The sequence below is a fragment of the Collimonas silvisoli genome, assembly GCF_018305005.1.
Lineage (GTDB): Bacteria > Pseudomonadota > Gammaproteobacteria > Burkholderiales > Burkholderiaceae_D > Collimonas > Collimonas silvisoli.
In genome coordinates this window covers 1-20,842 of record NZ_JAGQEG010000031.1, presented here as the reverse complement: position 1 = coordinate 20,842, position 20,842 = coordinate 1, and the positions used below count along the sequence as shown (strand labels likewise).

At 57.7% G+C, this 20,842-nt stretch carries 23 protein-coding genes; 20 read left to right on the top strand and 3 right to left on the bottom strand.

Annotation, left to right across the window (positions count from 1 at the left end; all coding sequences use genetic code 11):
• Positions 1–17: 17 nt before the first annotated feature.
• Together recN and KHU33_RS10620 are read right to left on the bottom strand one after the other, a co-directional pair.
• Entirely contained in the window at positions 18–1,688 is a 1,671-nt protein-coding gene (gene recN, locus KHU33_RS10625; protein WP_211462823.1) for a DNA repair protein RecN, read from the bottom strand.
• 120 nt (positions 1,689–1,808) lie between these two features.
• On the bottom strand, positions 1,809–2,738 hold the full coding sequence (locus KHU33_RS10620) for an NAD kinase (RefSeq protein ID WP_211462822.1): 930 nt from the start codon (positions 2,736–2,738) through the stop codon (positions 1,809–1,811).
• A 46-nt stretch (positions 2,739–2,784) separates the two neighbouring features.
• On the opposite strand from KHU33_RS10620, the gene KHU33_RS10615 reads away from it, so the two are divergent.
• The 3 genes from KHU33_RS10615 to KHU33_RS10605 all read left to right on the top strand — a co-directional run bounded on the left by KHU33_RS10615 (position 2,785) and on the right by KHU33_RS10605 (position 5,003).
• On the top strand, positions 2,785–3,531 hold the full coding sequence (locus tag KHU33_RS10615; protein ID WP_230414182.1) for an HAD family hydrolase: 747 nt from the start codon (positions 2,785–2,787) through the stop codon (positions 3,529–3,531).
• Between the two features lie 69 nt (positions 3,532–3,600).
• Positions 3,601–4,623: a heat-inducible transcriptional repressor HrcA gene (gene hrcA, locus KHU33_RS10610; RefSeq protein WP_211462820.1), complete on the top strand. Its 1,023-nt coding sequence runs from the start codon at positions 3,601–3,603 to the stop codon at positions 4,621–4,623.
• 17 nt (positions 4,624–4,640) lie between these two features.
• Positions 4,641–5,003, top strand: a complete 363-nt coding sequence (locus KHU33_RS10605; protein WP_211462819.1) for a TfoX/Sxy family protein — start codon at positions 4,641–4,643, stop codon at positions 5,001–5,003.
• Between the two features lie 14 nt (positions 5,004–5,017).
• Here KHU33_RS10605 and fur read toward each other — a convergent pair whose 3' ends face one another.
• Entirely contained in the window at positions 5,018–5,443 is a 426-nt protein-coding gene (fur, locus tag KHU33_RS10600; protein ID WP_211462818.1) for a ferric iron uptake transcriptional regulator, read from the bottom strand.
• A 74-nt stretch (positions 5,444–5,517) separates the two neighbouring features.
• Between fur and bamE the strand changes: the two genes are divergently transcribed.
• The 17 genes from bamE to KHU33_RS10515 form a co-directional block, all read left to right on the top strand.
• On the top strand, positions 5,518–6,102 hold the full coding sequence (bamE, locus tag KHU33_RS10595; RefSeq protein ID WP_211462817.1) for an outer membrane protein assembly factor BamE: 585 nt from the start codon (positions 5,518–5,520) through the stop codon (positions 6,100–6,102).
• 31 nt (positions 6,103–6,133) lie between these two features.
• Positions 6,134–6,940, top strand: a complete 807-nt coding sequence (gene dapB, locus KHU33_RS10590) for a 4-hydroxy-tetrahydrodipicolinate reductase (RefSeq protein ID WP_211462816.1) — start codon at positions 6,134–6,136, stop codon at positions 6,938–6,940.
• A gap of 79 nt (positions 6,941–7,019) precedes the next feature.
• Positions 7,020–7,712 (top strand): MotA/TolQ/ExbB proton channel family protein, encoded by a 693-nt coding sequence (locus KHU33_RS10585; protein WP_211462815.1) that lies wholly within the window; start codon positions 7,020–7,022, stop codon positions 7,710–7,712.
• A 53-nt stretch (positions 7,713–7,765) separates the two neighbouring features.
• Entirely contained in the window at positions 7,766–8,197 is a 432-nt protein-coding gene (locus KHU33_RS10580; protein WP_211462814.1) for an ExbD/TolR family protein, read from the top strand.
• A 314-nt stretch (positions 8,198–8,511) separates the two neighbouring features.
• Entirely contained in the window at positions 8,512–10,044 is a 1,533-nt protein-coding gene (locus KHU33_RS10575; RefSeq protein ID WP_211462813.1) for a DUF535 family protein, read from the top strand.
• Positions 10,045–10,297: 253 nt separating this feature from the next.
• Entirely contained in the window at positions 10,298–12,943 is a 2,646-nt protein-coding gene (gene leuS, locus KHU33_RS10570; RefSeq protein WP_211462812.1) for a leucine--tRNA ligase, read from the top strand.
• Positions 12,944–13,026: 83 nt separating this feature from the next.
• Positions 13,027–13,596, top strand: a complete 570-nt coding sequence (locus tag KHU33_RS10565; protein WP_230414181.1) for an LPS-assembly lipoprotein LptE — start codon at positions 13,027–13,029, stop codon at positions 13,594–13,596.
• Positions 13,597–13,622: 26 nt separating this feature from the next.
• Positions 13,623–14,639, top strand: a complete 1,017-nt coding sequence (gene holA / locus KHU33_RS10560; protein WP_211462810.1) for a DNA polymerase III subunit delta — start codon at positions 13,623–13,625, stop codon at positions 14,637–14,639.
• An 8-nt stretch (positions 14,640–14,647) separates the two neighbouring features.
• Positions 14,648–15,913, top strand: coding sequence for a glutamate-5-semialdehyde dehydrogenase (locus tag KHU33_RS10555; protein ID WP_211462809.1), 1,266 nt, complete (start codon positions 14,648–14,650; stop codon positions 15,911–15,913).
• 181 nt (positions 15,914–16,094) lie between these two features.
• On the top strand, positions 16,095–16,517 hold the full coding sequence (locus KHU33_RS10550) for a CopD family protein (protein WP_211462808.1): 423 nt from the start codon (positions 16,095–16,097) through the stop codon (positions 16,515–16,517).
• Between the two features lie 19 nt (positions 16,518–16,536).
• Positions 16,537–17,139, top strand: a complete 603-nt coding sequence (locus KHU33_RS10545; RefSeq protein ID WP_211462807.1) for a 2-hydroxychromene-2-carboxylate isomerase — start codon at positions 16,537–16,539, stop codon at positions 17,137–17,139.
• Positions 17,140–17,229: 90 nt separating this feature from the next.
• Positions 17,230–18,465 carry a THUMP domain-containing class I SAM-dependent RNA methyltransferase gene (locus KHU33_RS10540; RefSeq protein ID WP_211462806.1) on the top strand — a complete coding sequence of 412 codons (1,236 nt, stop codon included), beginning with the start codon at positions 17,230–17,232 and terminating at the stop codon, positions 18,463–18,465.
• Between the two features lie 226 nt (positions 18,466–18,691).
• Entirely contained in the window at positions 18,692–18,889 is a 198-nt protein-coding gene (gene hemP / locus KHU33_RS10535; protein WP_061541685.1) for a hemin uptake protein HemP, read from the top strand.
• 81 nt (positions 18,890–18,970) lie between these two features.
• Positions 18,971–19,291 (top strand): hypothetical protein, encoded by a 321-nt coding sequence (locus KHU33_RS10530; RefSeq protein ID WP_211462805.1) that lies wholly within the window; start codon positions 18,971–18,973, stop codon positions 19,289–19,291.
• Positions 19,292–19,397: 106 nt separating this feature from the next.
• Complete coding sequence (locus KHU33_RS10525; protein ID WP_092397171.1) at positions 19,398–19,628, top strand: (2Fe-2S)-binding protein; 231 nt, start codon at positions 19,398–19,400, stop codon at positions 19,626–19,628.
• Between the two features lie 34 nt (positions 19,629–19,662).
• The gene (locus KHU33_RS10520; protein WP_211462804.1) at positions 19,663–20,346 is read left to right on the top strand and encodes an energy transducer TonB; all 684 of its coding nucleotides are present in this window, start codon (positions 19,663–19,665) and stop codon (positions 20,344–20,346) included.
• Between the two features lie 66 nt (positions 20,347–20,412).
• Positions 20,413–20,842, top strand: a 430-nt coding sequence (locus tag KHU33_RS10515; RefSeq protein WP_211462803.1) for a MotA/TolQ/ExbB proton channel family protein, incomplete at its 3' end; no start/stop codon positions are given.

Below are 20,842 nucleotides of genomic sequence, written 5' to 3'. Positions count from 1 at the left end.
ATATCCAAAATGGCGGCTTAAAGCGCCAGTAATTCACGCGCATGCTTGCGCGTAGTTGCAGTGATTTCCAGACCACCCAGCATGCGGGCGATTTCCTCAATCCGGTTCTTGGCGTCGAGACCGTCGATCGCCGATACCGTTTTGTTGCCCTGGCTTTGCTTGCTGACTTGGAAATGCTGATTGGCCTGGCTGGCAACCTGGGGCAAATGGGTTACGCACAGCACCTGGCGATCCTGGCCCAGGCGCTTCAACAGGCGCCCAACCACTTCCGCCACGCCGCCGCCGATACCGCTATCGACTTCATCGAAAATCAGGGTCGGGGTCGCGGTTGAACTGGAGGTGATCACCGAAATCGCCAGCGCTATCCGCGCCAGCTCGCCACCGGAGGCGACCTTGGCCAAGGGCCGCGGCGCGACGCCGGCATGGCCGGCAACCAGGAACTCCACTTGCTCGACGCCATAACCGGCCGCTTCGCAAGGATTCAGCGCAACCGCAAAGCGGCCGCCGCTCATGCTCAAATCCTGCATCGCCGCGGTCACTGCCGTACCCAGCGCCTGCGCGGCCTTGGCCCGCGCTTTCGACAATTTTTGCGCCAGCGTCAGATAGGCGGCTTTCAGCTTCTCTTCCTGCGCCCGCATGGCGTCGAGATCGCTGGCGTCCGCCAGTTGCCGCAGCTGCAGCGACAAACTCTCCAGTTCCTGCGGCAGTTCGTCCGGCGCCAGGCGGAATTTGCGGCCCGCCGAATGGATCGCTTCCATCCGGTCTTCAACCTGATGCAGACGCGCCGGATCAAGCTCGACCCGGCTCAGATAATCATTCAGCGCGTAGACCGCTTCCTGCAACTGGATGCGAGCCGGCTCCAGAGCTTCCAGCACCGGCTTGAGGCTGCTGTCGACGTCGACCAGCTTGCCGATTTTCTGATTCAGCGCCGACAACTGCGACAACATCGGCGGGCTGTCGTTTGCGTCGTTTTCGGAAATCACATTGAGCGCTTCTTGCGCGCCCTCGATCAGGCTGGCGGCATGCGACAGGCGGCTGTGCTCATTGGTGATCTCATCCCATTCGCCGGGCTTGACCGCCAGCTTTTCCAGCTCGCCCACCTGCCACTCCAGCCGTTCGCGCTCCAGCAACACATTCTTGGCGTTGGTTTCAAATTCTTCGCGTTGGCGCGCCAGCGAACGCCAGCTTTTAAAGGCACCGGCGACCGCCAGCAAGTCATCCTGCAAGCCGGCTTGCCCATCCAGCAACAGCCGTTGGGCGTCGCTCTTCAGCAAAGACTGGTGGGCGTGCTGGCCGTGAATATCGACCAGCATTTCACCCAGCTCGCGCAGTTGCCCGGCAGTTGCCGCGACGCCGTTGATAAACGCCTTGGAGCGGCCGGCATTGTCGATCACGCGCCGCATCAGGATCACCCCCTCTTCGCTGGCGAACTCGTTCCGATCCAGCCAGGCATTGGCCTCGCCGTCAGCATCGCCAGTCAACGCAAATTCCGCCGTCACATCGGCCTTGGCGGCGCCTTCGCGCACTACGCTGGCGTCGCCGCGGCCGCCCAGCGCCAGGGCCAGGGCGTCGATCAGGATAGATTTGCCGGCGCCGGTTTCGCCGGTGAATACGGTGAAGCCAGCGGCGAACTCAAGCTCGATGGCATCGACAATGACAAAATCGCGAATGGAAAGTGTGCGCAGCATGGGAGTCTGGGGTGGCTCAAAAATAGATGTAGAAATAAGGGTAAATTCAGCGCGGACCGGGCTCCGCTCAAGCAGTAGCAAAGTCGCAAGAAAATTACTGTAAAAAAATACCTAAGCAGCTTACTTCAAGTGTCCTTCCACCGACGGATATTCGTTCCAGTGCAACTTTTGTCGCAGGGTATCGTAATAACTCCAGCCGGCCGGGTGTAAAAAGGTGATGGTGTGCTCGGAACGCCGGATCAGGATGCGGTCGCCATGCTGCAGGCTGGCCAGCGACTGCATGTCGAAATTGGCGCTGATATCGCGGCCATTCACGATTTCAATCACGATTTCACTGCTGTCTGGAATCACGATGGGCCGGTTCGACAGCGCGTGCGGCGCAATCGGCACCAGCACGATGCCGCCCAAGGAAGGATGCAGCAAGGGGCCGCCGGCGGACAAGGCATACGCGGTGGAGCCGGTCGGCGTCGCCACGATCAAGCCGTCGGAACGCTGGTTGTACATGAAGCGGCCATCGACCTCGACCATCAGTTCCGCCATGCCGGAAGCGGCGCCGCGCGACACCACCACATCGTTGAACGCCAGCGCGCTGAAAATCTGCTGACCGTCACGCATGACGGATCCTTGCAGCAAGCTGCGCCGCTCCGATTCGACATTTCCATCCAGCATTTCGCCCAGCACCGGCAGCATCCGCTCCAGCGAAATATCGGTAATGAATCCGAGCCGGCCCTGGTTGATGCCGATCAAGGGCACGTCATAAGGCGCCAGCTGGCGGGCAATGCCGAGCATGGTGCCGTCGCCGCCGACAATAATCGCGGCGTCCGCCTGTTCGCCGATCTCAGCCGGCGTCATGGCGGCAATGCCGGCCATCGCGACATTCTGCGCGGTCTCGGCTTCGAACACGACGTTATGGCCGCGACCTTGCAGAAAATCGACGATTTCAGTCAGCGACTCCGAAATACCGACGGCAAAATACTTGCCGACGATAGCAATCGTTTTCGGCAAGGATGTTGACGAACCGGGCTGAGAAGGTAATTTTATAGGCGACATGCTGGCGATTAGACCATAATTTAGGCTTGCAATGAAGGATACGCACATGGCTCTGACGAATAATTCAACTATCATCCCGCCGTCCCGGTCTGGCAAGCCGGCTGCCATCAAAGCAGTGCTGTTCGACCTCGACGATACGCTATGGCCGATTGAGCCGGTAATCGCGCGCGCCGAACAATTGCTGTTTGACTGGTTGCGCGACCACGCCCCCGCCGTCACCCGCCAATTCACGATTGAAAGCCTGCGCCAGCAACGTCTGGATCTGGTGGCAAGCAATCCGGTCTTCAAGTTTGACCTCTGGCAGCTGCGCCATGCGGCGTTGACCAGCGCTTTCAACAGCGTCGGCGAAGACGCCGGTAAAGTGGATGCGGCGATGGCGGTGTTTTCCGAAGCGCGCCACGCGGTGACGCCGTTCGACGACGTCGAGCCGGCCCTGGCCAGACTAAGCCGGCGCCTGCCGCTGGGCACGGTCTCGAATGGTTTTGCCGATCTTGACAAAATCGGCCTGGCCCAGCATTTCCAGGTATCGATAGCAGCGTATAGCTTTGGCTGCGGCAAACCCGACCCGAGCATTTTCCACGCCGCTTGCACCGCCCTGGATGTGGCCCCGGAACAAACCGTCTATGTCGGCGACGATCCCTTGCTGGATGTGGTCGGCGCTCAACAAGCCGGCTTGCAGGCGGTCTGGATCAATCGTTTTGAACGAGCACTGCCGGCGGGCGTCAGCGCGCAAGCCAGTTGCACCAGTTTGCATGAGCTGGAGGCGTGGCTGGAACAAACTGCGATTGGCTAACAAAAACAGTGTATAAGTGCTTCATAAGCCGCTGGCACGCAAGCCCGGCGCTAGTTAAAATAGACCTATATGCAATTAGATAATCGCGCTCAAACCCTGCTCAAAGCCCTGGTCGAACGGTATATCGCCGACGGCCAGCCGGTTGGCTCGCGTGCCTTGTCCAAGATCTCCGGCCTGGAACTGTCGCCGGCGACGATACGCAACATCATGGCCGACCTGGAAGAAATGGGTTTTGTTGCCAGCCCCCACACTTCCGCCGGCCGGGTGCCGACGCCGCGCGGCTACCGCATGTTCGTCGATACCCTGCTGACGGTCGAGCCGATTGACGAAACGGCATTGGAATCCAAGATGCAGGCGCGCCTGCAGCCGAATTCGCAACAAAAAATCATCACCAACGCGGCCCAGGTGTTGTCATCTTTATCGCATTTTGCGGGCGTGGTGCTGTCACCGCGGCGCGAATCGATCTTCCAGCAGATCGAATTCCTGCGGCTTTCGGAAAAACGCATTCTGCTGGTGATCGTCAGCCCCAATGGCGACGTTCAGAACCGGCTGCTGCTGACCGATGTCGATTACAGCCCGGCCAAGCTAGTGCAGGCCGCCAACTACATCAACCTGCATTACGGCGGCCTCAGCCTGGACGACGTCCGCCTGCGCCTGCAAGGCGAACTGCGCAAGCTGCGCGACGACATGACCTGGCTGATGCAGGCGGCGGTTGAAGCCGGCAGCGACGCCATGACCGACAATAGCGACGAAGTGGTGATTTCAGGCGAGCGCAATCTGCTCAGCGTCACCGACTTGTCGTCCAACATGGATTCCTTGCGCAAGCTGTTCGACATGTTCGAACACAAAACCAGCTTGATGCAACTGCTCGACATCTCCGGCAAAGCGACCGGCGTCCAGATTTTCATCGGCGGCGAATCGCAACTGGTGCCGATGGATGAAATGAGCGTGGTGACCGCGCCTTATGAAGTCAATGGCAAGATCGTCGGCACGCTGGGCGTGATCGGCCCTACGCGGATGGCGTATGAGCGCGTGATTCCGATTGTGAATATCACTGCCAAACTGCTGTCGAATGCCCTGAGCCACAGCTGACCGTGGTTGGCAACAGCATGCCCCCAAACGACCCGATCATCGACTATATCCGCGAGCTGCTGGCGCCGCTTGGCGCGATCAGCGCGCGCAGGATGTTCGGCGGTTATGGCATTTACCACGATGGTGTGATGATCGGCCTGGTTGCCGACGGCGCTCTGTTTCTCAAGACCGATGAGGAAACCCGGCAGCAATTTGCGGCCGCCGATTGCCGGCCTTTCGTCGTCGAGAACAAAGGAAGAACGATTCAGATGAGCTACTGGTCTGCGCCAGAGGAGGCCATGGATTCGGCTGCGGCAATGACGCCATGGGCGCGGCTTGCCTATGCCGCCGCATTGCGCAAGGCTAATGCAAAGCCTGCGCCCAAGGCACGCAAACGCTGAACGATCGCGCTACATCAGCCCTTCTTTTTACGGCAATCCCGGCAGTGCCCATACAGGGCCAGCGCATGGTCGGCGATTTCAAAGCCGTGATCCTTGGCAACGATTTTCTGGCGTTTTTCAATTTCTTCGTCGTAAAACTCTTCGACCAGACCGCAATCCAGGCAGACCAGGTGGTCGTGATGCGAGCCTTCGTTGAGTTCAAATACGGCTTTGCCGGTTTCAAAATGGTTGCGCTGCAACAGCCCGGCCTGCTCGAATTGGGTCAGCACACGATACACGGTTGCCAGACCGACATCGAGATTGTCGTTCAGCAGAATTTTATAGACGTCTTCAGCGCTCAGATGGCGCACCTCGCTATTCTGGAAAATCTCCAGGATTTTCAGACGTGGCAAGGTGGCTTTAAGGCCGCTGGCTTTCAGTTCGGATGGATTGTTCGGCATGTTTTGGTCACAAATGGATGATCTGCTTTATCATATAGCGTTTTAGCACAGTTGCTCAATCAATTGAGATCCTTATGCGAATGTTGCTCTCCCCTGCCCGTACCTCCGCTTTGACCGTTGCAGTTGTCTTCATGGCCGCCTTGGCCGGCTGCGCTTCAAAAAATCCGCTGATAGATCAGCCCAATAATGCGCAGCCCACTGCTCAGTCCGCCGGCACTGCCGCAGGCACGGACTCCGCTGACGCCAGCGGGGTTCAGACCATCAAGCATCGCCGCTTTCTGGGCGTTTTTTCCCCATACCGGATAGACATCCAGCAGGGGAACTTCGTTTCAAAAGAAATGTTAGCTCAGGTCAAAGAAGGCATGACACGTGAACAAGTGCGTTTTGCGCTGGGCACGCCCTTGATCACAGATGTATTCCACGATGATCGCTGGGATTACGTCTTCCGCCTGCAAAAGGGCAACGGCGAAGTCACCACCAGCCGGGTCAGCGTTTTCTTTAACGGCAACCTGCTGGCGCGCGTGGATGGCGGCAACCTGCCGACCGAGAACGACTACCTGGATAGAATCTCAGGCGGCGCTGCGGAAGCCAAGAAAAGCGTCAAGAACGTGGAAATCGCGCCGTCGGTGCCTACCGCGCCTGGACCGGCCAAAAACTAATTTACAAATTGTTCAGATCGTCGAAATAACAATGACTCAGATGAAAATAGCCGTTGCAGGCGCTTCGGGACGCATGGGGCGCATGCTGGTTGAGGCGATTCAAAACGCTGATGACGCACAACTGGCCGGCGCGCTGGGCGTGCCGGATGCACCGGAACTAGGAACCGACGCCGCTGCTTTCCTGGGCAAGCCTGCCAACGTCCTGATTGAAGCCGATCTGGCCAAGGGTTTGGCGCAAGCGGCTTACCTGATAGATTTCACCCGCCCCGAGGGCACGCTGAAACATCTGGATTATTGCGCCGCCAACGGCATCAAGATGATTATCGGCACCACCGGTTTCGATGAAGCCGGCAAGGCGGCCATCGCGGCGGCGGCAAAAAAGACCGCCATCGTGTTTGCTGCCAATATGAGCGTGGGCGTCAATGTCACGCTGAAATTACTGGAAATGGCGGCCAAGAGTTTTTCCCACGGCTATGACATCGAGGTGATCGAAGCGCATCACCGTTACAAGGTAGACGCCCCCTCCGGCACCGCGCTGATGATGGGCGAAGTCATTGCCGACGCGCTCGGGCGCAAACTGGACGATGTCGCCGTCTACGCCCGCGAAGGCGTGACCGGGGAGCGTGATCCGTCATCGATAGGTTTTGCCACCATCCGCGGCGGCGATATCGTCGGCGACCATACGGTGCTGTTTGCCGGCATCGGCGAACGTGTAGAGATCACGCATAAATCCTCCAGCCGCGTTACTTACGCGCAGGGCAGCTTGCGCGCAGCGCGCTTTTTGCGCGACAAGAGCAGCGGCCTGTACGACATGCAGGATGTGCTGGGTCTGCGCTAAAGCGTCGGCAGCCGCCGGCAAGCTGCTTGCAGCAGTGTGACGCCGGCCGCACAACAACCTACTTTCTCGGATCGGCGATATGGATCAATCTCTCGGACTAGCACGTTATTGGGCGCAAACTGACGCCATTTCTCATACGGTGGCCTACGTGTTGGTGCTGATGTCGGTGGTCAGCTGGTTTTACATCTTGTCGAAAGCCTGGAGTTCGTGGCGCATCCGCAGAAGTGCGGCGGCGCTGGAAGATTTCTGGCAAGCGCCGACGCTGGAAGTAGCGATTGCCGGCATCAAGCCCTTCGATAGCGAAAACGTCTACTCGCCATTGGCCAGCCAAGCGGCCGATGCGGCGGCAATCAAACCGCCGGCGGCCGGCACGCCGGCAGCATCGCTGAACGCGGCGTCCGATCCGGGCGAACTGATCACGCGCACCTTGCGCCGCGAAATCAACCGCGTTTCGTCGCGCCTGGAAAGCGGCTTGACCTTGCTGGCTTCGGTCGGTTCGACCGCGCCGTTCGTCGGCCTGTTCGGTACGGTCTGGGGCATTTATCATGCGCTGGAGGCGGTTTCCAACGCCGGCACCATACAAATCGACAAAGTGGCGGGCCCGGTGGGCGAAGCGCTGATCATGACGGCCCTCGGCCTGGTAGTGGCGATTCCTGCAGTGCTGGCGTACAACGCTTTCACCCGGGTGAATCGGATTACACTGGCCGAACTCGACGCTTTTGCGCATGACCTGCACGCCTACCTGACTACCGGCAGCCGGGTCGGAAAATAATTATTCACGCAGCTGTATTCAGCGACTAAAAGACTAGCAACTAAGGAGCAAACATGGCTTTTGGCGGCTTTAACGATAATCAGAATCAAGCGCCGATGGCGGATATCAATATCACGCCCATGGTCGACGTCATGCTGGTGCTGCTGGTAATTTTTATCATCACTGCGCCGCTTTTCACGCACGCCATCAAGGTCGATTTGCCTAGCGCACAATCGGCGCCGGCGCCGGAAAAACCTGAAACCGTTTCGCTGTCGATAGACCGTAGCGGCAAGATGTTCTGGAATGACGCCCCGGTTGCGGAAAGCGAACTGACCAACCGCCTGATCGCTGCGGCCCAGCGCCAGCCGCAGCCGGAACTGCAATTGCGCGCAGACAAAGATACCCGCTATGAGATCCTGGCGCAGGTGATGTCGCTGGCGCAAAACAATGGCTTGAATAAAATCGGCTTCGTCACTGTTCCTGGAAAAAACGGCGCAACAAAGTAATCGTGTTCCACACCCGGCGCTCACCTGGCCTTACCGGGTTCTTTCTTTTTCCCTGACTATTTCCCTGACGCTACCCGCGTTTCCGCAGTTTCCCTCCTGCAGTCCAGCGCATCGCCCCGATACCAATAATTTCCGCTTGGCAATTTAATAATTTTATCAAATGGCGCTAGTTTGCAAATTTACATGTAACATTCTATATTCATTTGTATCTTTATATTTCAAAAAAACAATAAATTGAATACCAACCTAATTTATTTGCATTTTGATCACTATTCCGGCACTTCCTTCCCCCCCTCTTCTAATCGCTCAAGCATATGACCTCGTCCTCTTACAATCTGTTGTGGTCGACATTTAATGCTACTCCCGGGTTTATCGGGCTTCCATTCATGCTGGCTCTGGCGATCGCCGAATGGGGGATCTATCTGGTGCCGACCAGTCTTGCCGCCTTATGGATTAGTGGTAATAAAACTACCCGCCTGCTCTCTCTCAAAGCCATAGTCACGACAACCGCCGCGGTATTGTCCAGCAAAATCATTACGTTGCTGTGGGGTGCCTTGGCGCCAGCCGCTTGGAATGATTATCTATACCAGGCCAAAAACGCACATTGTATTTCGCCCAGCGTCACTATCGCCATCATCCTGGCCACCGGCCTGACGCTGTGGACGGCAAAGACCATCAAGATCAAATGGCTGGGTGTGTTGCTGGTGATGCTGTCGCTTGCCGTCAGCTGGGCCAAGATATTTCTTGGCATGCATTATCCGCTGGATATTTTCGGCGCCGGCCTGGTTTCTCTGGCAATGATGCTGGCCATGAACACCAGGTATGGCAAGGCGGTCAGCCGTGAGGTGATCAGATTCGTCAATAGCCATCTGCAAAATCTGACATTGCTATCGGAAATATCGCATCTCTTTTACCTGCGGCCAGCCCCGGCCCCAGCCAGCAACGGCGGGCCGCGCATTACTCTGTACACCTGCCTGATGCACTCGCCACGCGGCCTGTCATACTTTGCCAAGCAGCTCAAGCTAAGCATCCGCACGGTGGTGCATTATCAACAGACGCAGCGCTGGCTGGCCTATTGGAATGCAACGCCCATGCATGCCAAACTGGCGCACGCCACGCCTCGGCTGCTGCAAAAAATCTATCGTCCATACCAGTCGCTGCGCCTGCGCAGCCAGGACCGGCTGAATATCCTGGTCAGTCACTACGACTTCATTTTCCGGCAAGGCCTGAGCCCTCTGGTTTTGTGCGCAACAAAAGCACCGCTATTGCTAGGCAGCTTCAGCGGCAAATCCGGAGCCGTCTATGAGATCCGGCTATCGGCGATTGCCACCCTGGACCGGGAGGGCGAGCTGGCGCTCGACCTGTATAGCGACCAACAACGCCTGTTCTCGGTTGCCTTCACTTTTTACGGCAGCGAGTTAATTCCGTGCATCGGCATCGGTTGCCTGCAGGGTCCGCGCGGCAGCGACGCCCAGGAACGGGTGCGCCACGCCACCCGCGACATGTTTGGCCTGCGGCCGAAAAGCCTGATGCTGCGCCTGGTGAGAGAAATCGGCCATGCTTATGGCTGCAAGAAGCTGATCCTGGTGGGAAATCAGAATCGGGTCTTGTTCCATCAGGTCCGCATCGGCCAGGTATTCGCCGATTATGATGATTTTTGGCAAGAATCAGGGGCCATCCGGCGTCCCGACGGCGAATACCAGCTCTCCTGCGACGCCATTACCGCTCCCAACCTGCAAGAAATCCCGTCTCACAAACGCTCGGAAGCGCGCAAGCGCATTGAGCTGACAGAACGGGCGATCCAAGCGGCGCTGACAGGCTTTTCCAGCAAATTCAACGACGCCTGAAACGACGCGGTTTTCCGGCCAGCCATCAAGTATCGCCTGCCGCCACGAGTCGTGTGCGCTAAAGCGGCATCCGAACCAGTATAATCACCGGTTCGGGGCCGTTATAGTATTTATTGGCCCGGCAAGTTCCCATTCCGATTCGTAACGAACCAGACTACCGCTTTCGTCCCGGCCGACGTATGACTTACTGCCGACGACCTGGCGTCTTGTTCGTTTTGCAAAGCGGAATAACATTCACCTTTTAGCTCCCGTCATGCAAGAAAAATACAGCCCAACCGACGTCGAAAAATCATCGCAAGAACATTGGCAAGCCATAGACGCCTACAAGGCCGTCGAGCATGCCAAGGACAAGAACGGCCAGGACAAAAAGAAGTTTTACGCCTGTTCGATGCTGCCTTACCCTTCGGGCAAGCTGCACATGGGCCATGTGCGCAACTACACCATCAATGATGTGATGTACCGCTATCTGCGGATGAATGGCTATAACGTACTGATGCCGATGGGCTGGGACGCGTTCGGCATGCCGGCGGAAAACGCCGCAATGGCCAATAACGTGCCGCCGGCGCAATGGACCTATGCCAACATCGCCCATATGAAGAAACAGATGCAGGCGATGGGGCTGGCGATCGACTGGTCGCGCGAAATGACCGCCTGCACCCCGGAATACTACAAGTGGAACCAGTGGATGTTCCTGAAGATGCTGGAGCAGGGCATCATCTACAAAAAAACCGGCACCGTGAACTGGGATCCGGTCGATCAAACCGTGTTGGCCAACGAGCAAGTCATCGACGGCCGCGGCTGGCGTTCCGGCGCGCTGATCGAAAAGCGCGAAATCCCGATGTACTACGCCAAGATCACCGACTACGCTGAAGAATTGCTGGAACATGTAGAAATCAAGTTGCCGGGCTGGCCGGAACGGGTGCGCCTGATGCAGGCCAACTGGATCGGCAAATCGACCGGTGTGCGCTTTGCCTTCCCGCACAAGATCGAAGAAAACGGCCAACTGATCAACGATGGCAAATTGTGGGTGTTCACCACCCGCGCCGACACCATCAAGGGCGTGACCTTCTGCGCCGTGGCGCCGGAACATGCGCTGGCCACTTTCGCCGCCAAGAGCAATTCCGAACTGGCTGATTTCATCGCCGAATGCAAAAAGGGCAGCGTCATCGAAGCCGACATGGCGACCATGGAAAAGAAAGGCATGCCGACCGGCTTGTACGTGTCGCATCCGCTGACCGGCCAGCTAATCGAAGTCTGGGTTGGCAATTACGTGCTGATTACCTACGGCGACGGCGCCGTCATGGGCGTGCCGGCGCATGACGAGCGCGACTTTGCATTCGCCCAGAAATACGTGCTGCCGATTCGTCCGGTGATTGCGGTGGAAGGCAAAATCTATTCCGAAGAAAGCTGGCACGACTGGTATGGCGACAAGGAACACGGCGTCTGTGTCGATTCCGGCAAATACGATGGCCTCAACTACCAGCAAGCGGTGGATGCGATTGCCGCCGACCTGGCAGCGCGCGGCCTGGGCGAAAAGAAAGTCACTTATCGCCTGCGCGACTGGGGCATTTCGCGCCAGCGCTATTGGGGCACGCCGATCCCGATCATCCACTGCGCCGATTGCGGCGATGTGCCGGTCCCGGAAAAAGATTTACCGGTGGTGTTACCGGAAGACTGCGTGCCGGACGGCAGCGGCAATCCGCTCAACAAGCACGAAAAATTTCTGCATGTGGATTGTCCCCAGTGCGGCAAACCGGCGCGCCGTGAAACCGACACCATGGACACCTTCGTCGATTCGTCCTGGTATTACATGCGCTATTGCTCGCCGAAGAGCAATGACGCCATGGTCGATTCACGCAACGATTACTGGATGCCGATGGACCAGTACATCGGCGGCATCGAGCACGCCGTGCTGCATCTGCTGTACGCCCGCTTCTGGACCAAGGTCATGCGTGACTTCGGCCTGATCAAGTTCGACGAACCGTTCACCAATCTGCTGACGCAGGGCATGGTGCTCAACGAAACGTATTTCCGCGAAGACGCCAGCGGCAAGAAAACCTGGCATAACCCGGAAGACGTCGAACTGACATTTGACGACAAGGGCCGGCCGCTGACGGCCATCCTGAAGACGGACGGCGCACCGGTTGAGATCGGCGGCACGGAAAAGATGTCGAAGTCGAAAAACAACGGCATCGATCCGCAAGCCCAGATCGACCAGTACGGCGCCGATACCGCGCGCCTGTTCACCATGTTTGCGTCACCGCCGGAGCAAACTCTGGAATGGTCCGGCGCCGGAGTGGAAGGCGCCAATCGTTTCCTGCGCCGGGTCTGGGCCTTCAGTTATGCCCGCGCCAGCAGCATCGCGCCAAGCGTCGCAGCCGATTTTTCCGGCTTGAGCGATGTGCACAAAACCTTGCGTCGTGAAGTGCACAAGATTTTGCAACAGGCCGACCATGACTTGAAGCGGATCCAGTACAACACCGTGGTGTCGGCCTGCATGAAAATGCTGAACACCCTGGAAGCCGCCAAGCTCGACCAGTCGCCGGCCAGCAATGCGGTGCTGACTGAAGGCTTGTCGATTTTCCTGCGGGTGCTCAATCCGGTCGCGCCGCACATCACCCACACACTGTGGCAGGAACTCGGCTTTGCCGCCGTGCATGGCGATATCCTCGACGCCAGCTGGCCGCAGGTGGATGGCAAGGCGCTGGAACAAAGCGAAATCGAAATGATGATCCAGGTCAACGGCAAGCTGCGCGGCAGCATCACCATCGCCAAAGATGCCGACAAGGCCAGCATCGAGGCGGCGGCGCTGGCTAACGAGAACGTGCAGAAATACCTCGAAGGCACGCCGAAGAAAGTCATCGTGGTGCCGGGGAAACTGGTCAATATCGTCGCCTAGCTTATCGTATGGCCGGCCCCATGCGTCCGGCCTTGAATCTTGAAACAAGGAATCTCCGAATGTTGAATAGAACGCCCCTCAGAATGTCTGCAGATTCCCGCACATGGCTGCGCTGGCCATTGATACTGATGATGACTGCGATGCTGTGCGCCTGCGGTTTTCATCTGCGCGGTTCGGCCAACCTGCCATTCAAGTCGCTCTATATGAATTTTGCCCCCAGCTCGCCGCTGGGGATTGAGTTAAAACGCAACATTCTGGCCAGCGGCAATACACAGCTGCTGCCGAGTGCCGAAGGCGCCGAAGCGGTACTGGAAGTGCTCGGCGAAACTCAAGAGAAAGTCATCCTGACTACCAACAGCTCAGGCCGCGCCAGCGAATACATGCTGTATTACCGACTGACTTTCCGCGTGACCGATGCGGAAAAGAAGGAGTTGTTGCCGGCGACGCTGATCACCTTGAAGCGCGACATCAGCTATAACTCCTCGCAAGAATTGTCCAAGGGTGCGGAAGAAGTGCTGCTGTACCGTGACATGCGAAGCGACATGGTGCAACAGGTTCTGCGCCGGTTGGCTGCGCTCAAGACGGCCCAGCCGACCCAGTCTGAGCAGCCGGCGCCGGCTGCAACTCCGGCCAGCACCGCTCCTGCCAAATAACAGGGTCAAAGGTTAAAGGTTAAATCATGCAATTGCGGTTCGACGTGCTCGACGGCCATCTGGCGAAAACCCTGGCGCCCTTGTATGTGATCACCAGCGACGAGCACCTGCTGGCGCTGGAGGCATCCGACAAGATACGCAAAAGTGCGCGCAGCAACGGATGCAGCGAGCGCGATGTGCTGGTGGTCGACCGTAGTTTCAAATGGGGAGAGTTGCTGGCCGCCAATCAGTCGCAATCGCTGTTCGGTGATAAAAAACTGATCGAGTTGCGCATCCCGACCGGCAAGCCGGGCAAGGACGGCGGCCAAGCCTTGCAAAACTATACCGCTACGCTCAATCCGGACAACGTCACGATTATCAGCCTGCCCAAGCTTGACTGGGCCACGCAAAAAGCCGCCTGGGTCGCTACCCTGCAACAGAGCGCTGTGTATATCGATATTCCGCTGGTGGAGCGGGCCCACTTGCCGAACTGGATCGGCGTCCGGCTGGCGGCTCAGCAACAAAGCGCAGACCGCCAATCGCTGGATTTCATCGCCGATCGGGTCGAAGGCAATCTGCTGGCGGCGCATCAGGAAATCCAGAAGCTGGCTTTGCTGCATCCGCCGGGCAAACTCAGTTTCGAACAATGCCACGATGCAGTGCTCAACGTCGCGCGCTATGATGTCTTCAAGCTGAATGAAGCGATGCTGGTCGGCGATACGGCGCGCCTGGTACGCATGATGGACGGCCTGAAGGGTGAAGGTGAAGCGCTGCCGTTGGTGCTGTGGGCGCTTTCCGAAGAAATCCGCACCTTGTTAAAATTGAAATCGGCAGCCATCCAGGGCCGACCGATACCCGCGCTCCTGAAGGAATATCGCATCTGGGGGCCACGCGAAAGACTGATGGAGCCGGCGCTGCGGCGCTTGAGTCTGGCGACACTGGAAGCGGCCTTGAAAGATGCAGCGCAGGTCGACAAAATGGTCAAAGGCTTGCGCACCAGAACCTTCGCCGGCGATGCCTGGGACGCTTTGCTGCAACTGGGTTTAAAAGTCGCACATATTTGATAGAACTTATGAACATCCAACACTACATGACCGAAGTCGGACAACGTGCGCGCGCTGCGTCGCGCGCCATGGCGCGCGCCGACAGCGCCGTCAAGAATCGCGCATTGAGCCTGATTGCCGCAGCCATCCGGCGCGACGCCGACCTGTTGCGCGCAGCCAACCAGATCGATCTGGATACCGCCCGCGCCAACGGCCTGGCGCCGGCAATGCTGGACCGCCTGACGCTGTCGGAGCAGGCCATCGCCACCATGATCGCCGGGCTCGAACAGATTGTCGCCCTGCCCGATCCGATCGGTGAAATCTCGAACATGAAGTACCGCCCAAGCGGCATCCAGGTGGGCCAGATGCGGGTGCCGCTGGGCGTCATCGGCATCATTTACGAAGCCCGGCCCAACGTCACGGTGGATGCCGCCGGCCTGTGCATCAAGAGCGGCAACGCCACCATCTTGCGCGGCGGCTCCGAGGCCCATCATTGCAATCAGGCGCTGGCCAAGCTGGTGCAAGAGGGGCTGGCCGGCGCCGGCCTGCCGCCGGATGCGGTACAAGTGGTCGACACCACCGATCGCGCCGCGGTGGGCGCCCTGATCACGATGCCGCAATACGTCGACGTTATCGTCCCGCGTGGCGGCAAGGGCCTGATCGAGCGCCTGATCAAGGAAGCCACGGTACCGATGATCAAGCATCTCGACGGCATCTGCCACGTGTACATAGACGACCAGGCCGATCTCGACAAAGCCCTGAAAATTGCCTTCAATGCCAAATGCCATCGTTACGGCACCTGCAACACGATGGAGACCTTGCTGGTGGCGCGCGCGATTGCGCCGCAGGTATTGCCGCAACTGGCCAGGTTGTATCAAGGTAAAGAAGTGGAATTGCGCGCCGACGATGAGGCGCGCGGCATTCTGGCCGCATATCCGTACCTGGCCGCCGCTACCGAAGAAGACTGGCGCACCGAATACCTGGCGGCAATCCTGGCAGTCAAGATCGTCGCCGATGTGGATGAAGCCATCGCCCACATCAACACCTATTCTTCGCAGCACACCGACAGCATCGTCACCGAGAACCATTCACGGGCCATGCGTTTCTTGCGCGAAGTCGATTCGGCATCGGTCATGATCAATGCCTCGACCCGCTTTGCCGATGGTTTCGAATTTGGCCTGGGCGCTGAAATCGGCATCTCCAACGATAAACTGCATGCGCGCGGACCGGTCGGCCTGGAAGGTTTGACTTCCCTGAAATATGTGGTGTTCGGACACGGAGAAGTACGCGAGTAAGGTGCCATTCGCGGCATGTCGATACCGCTGCGCTCACGCGTTCCTTGCCTGCGGACCGGAGCGAAAAACTCTGGTCCCGTTTAAGCTATTGTCCGACACCGGTAGAACCGATTTTCTGGCGTTCCGGCGTTATAGGTAACCGAACTTACCCTTCCCACAATAATCAAAAAAAGGAAACACCATGCTTTGGATCAAATCGCTGCATATCGTCTTCATCGCTTCATGGTTTGCCGGCTTGTTTTATTTGCCACGGATTCTGGTCAACCTGGCGCAGGAAACCGATACCGCAGCCACCCAAAGATTGCTGACGATGGCGCGCAAGCTGTATCGTTTCATGTCGATATTGTCGCTGCCGGCGATTGTATTCGGCGCCTGGCTGTGGCTGGGTTACGGCATAGGCAAAGGTCCCGGCAATGGCTGGCTGCACGCGAAATTATTCCTGGTGATTCTTGTGATCGGTTACCACCATGCCTGCGGCAGCTTGCTGAAGAAATTTGAAAACGGGGTGAACACCCGCAGCCATACCTGGTTCCGCTATTTCAATGAAGTACCGGTGCTGCTGCTGCTGGCGATTGTCATCCTGGTGGTTGTCAAACCGTTCTAACGCCGTCCGAGGACTAGCCATGAGTAAGCTCTGTGAATATTATTTCGCGCCGCATTCGCCCTTCGCCTACCTGGGCCACGCGCGCCTGCAGACCCTGGTCAAGCAATACGATGTCAAGATCGTATTAAAACCCTGCGACTTGTCCAAGGTCTTCAGCAGCTCCGGCGGTTTGCCGCTGGCCAAACGCGCACCCCAGCGCCAGGCCTACCGGCTGGAAGAGTTGCGGCGCTGGAGCGAATACCTGCAAGTGCCGCTCAACCTGCAACCGGCTTTTTTCCCGGTGCAGAGCGATGATGCCGCAAAACTGATCATCGCCACCCAGCTGGCGCATGGCACGGAAGCCGCCATGATATTGACCGGCGCTATAATGCGCGCAGTCTGGGCCGAACAACGCAATATCGCCGACGGCGCTACTTTGATCGCAATCGCCTCGGAGCTTGGCCATGACGGCAAGACCTTGCTGAAATCGGCCGAAACCGCCAGCGTCCAGAGCGAATTCGAACGTTTTACCGAAGACGCGATTTCCGCCAATGTCTTTGGCGCTCCCTGGTACGTGGTTGATGGCGAAGCGTTCTGGGGCCAGGATCGGCTGGATTTTGTGGAGCGCGCATTCGCCAGATAAGTTGGCCAAATAAGTTAATTGATTGTTTAAACAAGTTAGCTATTACGGTAGCTAAGCAAAACTGTAGTATCAACGGATAAAAGGTCCCCCATGTCACACTTAGCAACAGATTCACACTCGTATTTTTGTCCTTGCCCGCGCGGGCTGGAAGCCGCCCTGGCTGAAGAGCTGAATGAAATAGCACAATTCAGCGCGCCCGCCGTCACGCTCAAGGTCCACACCCAGGTGCCCGGCGGCGTCCATTGCTCCGGCGTGCTGAGCGACGCCTGGCGCATCAATCTGCACTCGCGGATTGCCAGCCGGGTGCTGCTGCGTTTGACGCATGGCGCATACAAGAATGAAAACGATATCTACGACATGACGCTGGAACAGGAATGGGAAAGCTGGTTTCCGGTCAGCCACACCATTCGGGTCGACGTTACTGCGGTGAAATCGCCGCTGCGCAGCCTGCAATTCACTACGCTCAAGATCAAGGATGGCATTTGCGATCGTTTCCGTGACCTGTGCAATGAGCGCCCTTCGGTAGATACCGGCATCCCGGACATGCGTATCGTTGGCTTTCTCGACGCCCACAATTTCACTCTGTACCTCGATACTTCCGGCGAGGCATTGTTCAAGCGCGGCTGGCGCGCTGAAACCGGCGATGCCCCGTTGCGCGAGAATCTCGCCGCCGGCCTGCTGCGCACCTCCGGCTGGAAGCCAGGCACGGTATTGTTCGACCCTATGTGCGGCTCCGGCACCATTTTGATCGAAGCAGCCCAGATCGTCGCCGGCATCCCGGCCGGCGCCCGCCGTCACTTCGCCTTTGAAAAATTCAACGATTTCGAAAGCGCGAAATGGCTGGCGATCAAGGGCAGCTTCAAGCCGAATCCTTTGCCGACCACGCCAACCATTTTCGGCAGCGATATTTCCGGCGACATGGTGCAGATTGCGGCGAACAACCTGCGCAACGCCGGCATCCTGTTTGAAGTGCCGATCAAACAAATCGAAGCACAGGAAGTCAAACCGCCTGCCGAAGTCGAGCACGGCATCATGCTGACCAACCCGCCGTATGGCGAGCGGATCGGCGTGCGCGGCGACAGCACTCTGAGCAGCGACGACTTGCTGACCGCCTTCTTCAGCGCATTCGGCACCACGCTGAAACAGCGCTTTGCCGGCTGGAGCGTATTTTTGTTCTCGGCCGATCTCGGCTTGCCCAAGCTGCTGCGCCTGAAAGAAGCGCGCAAAACGCCTTTCTTCAACGGCGCGCTCGAATGCCGCCTGTTCCGTTTCGACATGGTGGCCGGCTTCAACCGGCGCGAAGCGGCCAAGCCGAAGGCCGAATGACCGCATAGCCGTAGTTAGCCGCACCCCCAATAAAACAAGCGCATTTGCGCTTGTTTTGCGTTAACCCCCCTTCCCGCTCCCCTCCCGCTCTCTCCAGAAAACAGCATTGCCTGTTTTGCATCATTTCCAGATAGCCCCGGCGCCGCACATTAAAAGCACTTGCATTCCCTGATCAAGTAGCGAATAATACAAATACGAATTGTTCGCATTTACAGAAAGGACTATAATGAGCCAGACGATACGACGCGAAACACAAGTTGAGAAAACCCCTGTGTCCAGCATCACCAAGTCAGTTGCATCAGCAGTCACGCGAATCAAGAGCCAGGATCTGTTCAAGCAAATGCGCGAACTGGAAATTGATCACGGCGGCAGGATTTACAAGCTGCGGTTGACGCAATTGAACAAGTTGATCCTGACCGCTTAAGCACGGCAGTTTTTAATTGGTCCATAACCAGCCCGCCCGCAGCAAGCGCCAGCCAGCGAGATACTGATATAGGAGCGCTTGATGATATCGGAGAAAATCAATCCGGCTTTCGTAGAGCCAAACGGTGCGCCGGCGCAGCCGGAGTTGCTGGTCTCGGCAGTGCTGCACCTGATGTCGCATTACACCGCGAACAGCCATGAAACCAGCGCTTGCGTCAAGCTGGCCTCGGTAATTGAGCGGCATTTGAAGGCGCTGGCGGATTTGCCGAATCTGGCGCCAGTATTACGCGCAACCTGCCTGCAATTGTCGGAGCAGTGGGGCACGGTAGTAGAGAGCACGATGCCGCGGCCGGAGAAATACAATCTGTTCAGCAGATTCGTGGCTGCGAACCGGGTGTGCTGAAGCAACATCGAGCAGTATCGATAAACCATAAAGGCCGCAAGAACATCTTTGTCGGCCGACTTTTATTTCTTAATCTGCCTTCTAGCTATGGCAGTAGGGTAAAAAAATGATCGTTTGTGTTTGCAATAACGTTTCGGATCGAAAAATTCGACAAGCAGTCGATTCGGGCATGTCTTCCATGTCCGAATTGCGCGAGAACCTGGGCATTGCCACCTGCTGCGGAAAATGTCATTCCTGTGCAAAAAGCGTATTGCGCGAGTGCCTGGATAACCGGGCTCCGGCGGCACTTCGCCATGTTCAAGCATTGGTATTCCAACAAAATATACAAGCCGCTTAATGGCGATGTAAGTTCAAGCGGGATCAGCGCAACCATGTCGTCAGCAACAATCAGCTCCCCTGCGCTTGCGTGGAAAAAAATCAAACGTATCGGCCCGTTAGGGGCGATCTTGTTGCTTCACGCGGCTTTTTTCTGGGCCTTGAAAAGCGGCCTGATTCATCAAGCCGCGCAAGCCATGCCGAAAGAAATCTTCGCCAGCTTCATCACGCCGGAAAAGGCGCCTGAGCCCACGCCTCCCAAACCGCAGCCGGCAACGCCGAAAACCGTCGCCGTGGTAAAGAAAAACATTACGCCACCGCGCCCGACGCCCGTCGTCAACAACACGCCGTCGGAAACCGCAATTTCAGTGCCGACAGCCGCCCCGCAATCGCCACAGCACGAAGCAGCAGCGGTTGCACCGGCGCCAGCTGCGCCAGTTGCCGCACCTGCCCAGCCTCGCACCATCACCTCCGGGGTCGAATACATCCAGCCGCCAGACGTGAAATATCCGGCTGTCTCCAAGCGCATGGGCGAAGAAGGCAAGTCGGTGATCCGGGTCCTGATAAACGAAAAAGGCCACGCCGAGCGTGTCGAGCTACAGAAATCCTCCGGCTCCAGCCGTCTGGATGAGGCCGCCAAACAGGCGGTGATGCGGGCTTTGTTCAAGCCCTATATGGAAGATGGCAAGCCGCTGCCGGTGTTTGCCATCGTGCCTATCAATTTCCAGTTATCCAATTAATCACTGGCGCGCTTGGCGCGTCGCCCAAGCAGCCGCACTCAATTTACAGATACAAGGGAGTTCATCATGGAAGTAAGTCCGTACGGATTGGAAGCACTCTGGGACCAGGGCGATTTCGTCATTAAAAGCGTCGCCGTACTGTTGGTGGCGATGTCGATTGCGTCCTGGTATGTGATCCTGACCAAGGCCCTGCAAATTCTGCGCTTCCAGCGTGCCGCCCACGCTGCCGGCCACCAGTTCTGGGATACCACCAGCCTGCCGGAAGGAATCGCCACGCTAGGTACGGAAAATCCTTTTGCCGAAGTAGCCCAGGCTGGCGTCTCATCGATGCGCCACCATGCCGCGCACAAAGGCCATTTGCACGATCAATTGTCAGTCAGCGACTGGGTCACGTTGTCATTGCGCCAGGCAATTGACGAAGTCTCAGGCAAATTGCAGACCGGCATGGCGGTACTGGCGTCGGTTGGTTCTACCGCGCCGTTTGTCGGCCTGTTTG

What these genes read in the sequence shown, in the direction of transcription:
- recN (WP_211462823.1), bottom strand. Translation starts at nt 1,688, where the DNA reads ATGCTGCGCACACTTTCCATTCGCGATTTTGTCATTGTCGATGCCATC.
- KHU33_RS10620 (WP_211462822.1), bottom strand. Translation starts at nt 2,738, where the DNA reads ATGTCGCCTATAAAATTACCTTCTCAGCCCGGTTCGTCAACATCCTTG.
- KHU33_RS10615 (WP_230414182.1), top strand. Translation starts at nt 2,785, where the DNA reads ATGGCTCTGACGAATAATTCAACTATCATCCCGCCGTCCCGGTCTGGC.
- hrcA (WP_211462820.1), top strand. Translation starts at nt 3,601, where the DNA reads ATGCAATTAGATAATCGCGCTCAAACCCTGCTCAAAGCCCTGGTCGAA.
- KHU33_RS10605 (WP_211462819.1), top strand. Translation starts at nt 4,641, where the DNA reads ATGCCCCCAAACGACCCGATCATCGACTATATCCGCGAGCTGCTGGCG.
- fur (WP_211462818.1), bottom strand. Translation starts at nt 5,443, where the DNA reads ATGCCGAACAATCCATCCGAACTGAAAGCCAGCGGCCTTAAAGCCACC.
- bamE (WP_211462817.1), top strand. Translation starts at nt 5,518, where the DNA reads ATGCGAATGTTGCTCTCCCCTGCCCGTACCTCCGCTTTGACCGTTGCA.
- dapB (WP_211462816.1), top strand. Translation starts at nt 6,134, where the DNA reads ATGACTCAGATGAAAATAGCCGTTGCAGGCGCTTCGGGACGCATGGGG.
- KHU33_RS10585 (WP_211462815.1), top strand. Translation starts at nt 7,020, where the DNA reads ATGGATCAATCTCTCGGACTAGCACGTTATTGGGCGCAAACTGACGCC.
- KHU33_RS10580 (WP_211462814.1), top strand. Translation starts at nt 7,766, where the DNA reads ATGGCTTTTGGCGGCTTTAACGATAATCAGAATCAAGCGCCGATGGCG.
- KHU33_RS10575 (WP_211462813.1), top strand. Translation starts at nt 8,512, where the DNA reads ATGACCTCGTCCTCTTACAATCTGTTGTGGTCGACATTTAATGCTACT.
- leuS (WP_211462812.1), top strand. Translation starts at nt 10,298, where the DNA reads ATGCAAGAAAAATACAGCCCAACCGACGTCGAAAAATCATCGCAAGAA.
- KHU33_RS10565 (WP_230414181.1), top strand. Translation starts at nt 13,027, where the DNA reads ATGTCTGCAGATTCCCGCACATGGCTGCGCTGGCCATTGATACTGATG.
- holA (WP_211462810.1), top strand. Translation starts at nt 13,623, where the DNA reads ATGCAATTGCGGTTCGACGTGCTCGACGGCCATCTGGCGAAAACCCTG.
- KHU33_RS10555 (WP_211462809.1), top strand. Translation starts at nt 14,648, where the DNA reads ATGAACATCCAACACTACATGACCGAAGTCGGACAACGTGCGCGCGCT.
- KHU33_RS10550 (WP_211462808.1), top strand. Translation starts at nt 16,095, where the DNA reads ATGCTTTGGATCAAATCGCTGCATATCGTCTTCATCGCTTCATGGTTT.
- KHU33_RS10545 (WP_211462807.1), top strand. Translation starts at nt 16,537, where the DNA reads ATGAGTAAGCTCTGTGAATATTATTTCGCGCCGCATTCGCCCTTCGCC.
- KHU33_RS10540 (WP_211462806.1), top strand. Translation starts at nt 17,230, where the DNA reads ATGTCACACTTAGCAACAGATTCACACTCGTATTTTTGTCCTTGCCCG.
- hemP (WP_061541685.1), top strand. Translation starts at nt 18,692, where the DNA reads ATGAGCCAGACGATACGACGCGAAACACAAGTTGAGAAAACCCCTGTG.
- KHU33_RS10530 (WP_211462805.1), top strand. Translation starts at nt 18,971, where the DNA reads ATGATATCGGAGAAAATCAATCCGGCTTTCGTAGAGCCAAACGGTGCG.
- KHU33_RS10525 (WP_092397171.1), top strand. Translation starts at nt 19,398, where the DNA reads ATGATCGTTTGTGTTTGCAATAACGTTTCGGATCGAAAAATTCGACAA.
- KHU33_RS10520 (WP_211462804.1), top strand. Translation starts at nt 19,663, where the DNA reads ATGTCGTCAGCAACAATCAGCTCCCCTGCGCTTGCGTGGAAAAAAATC.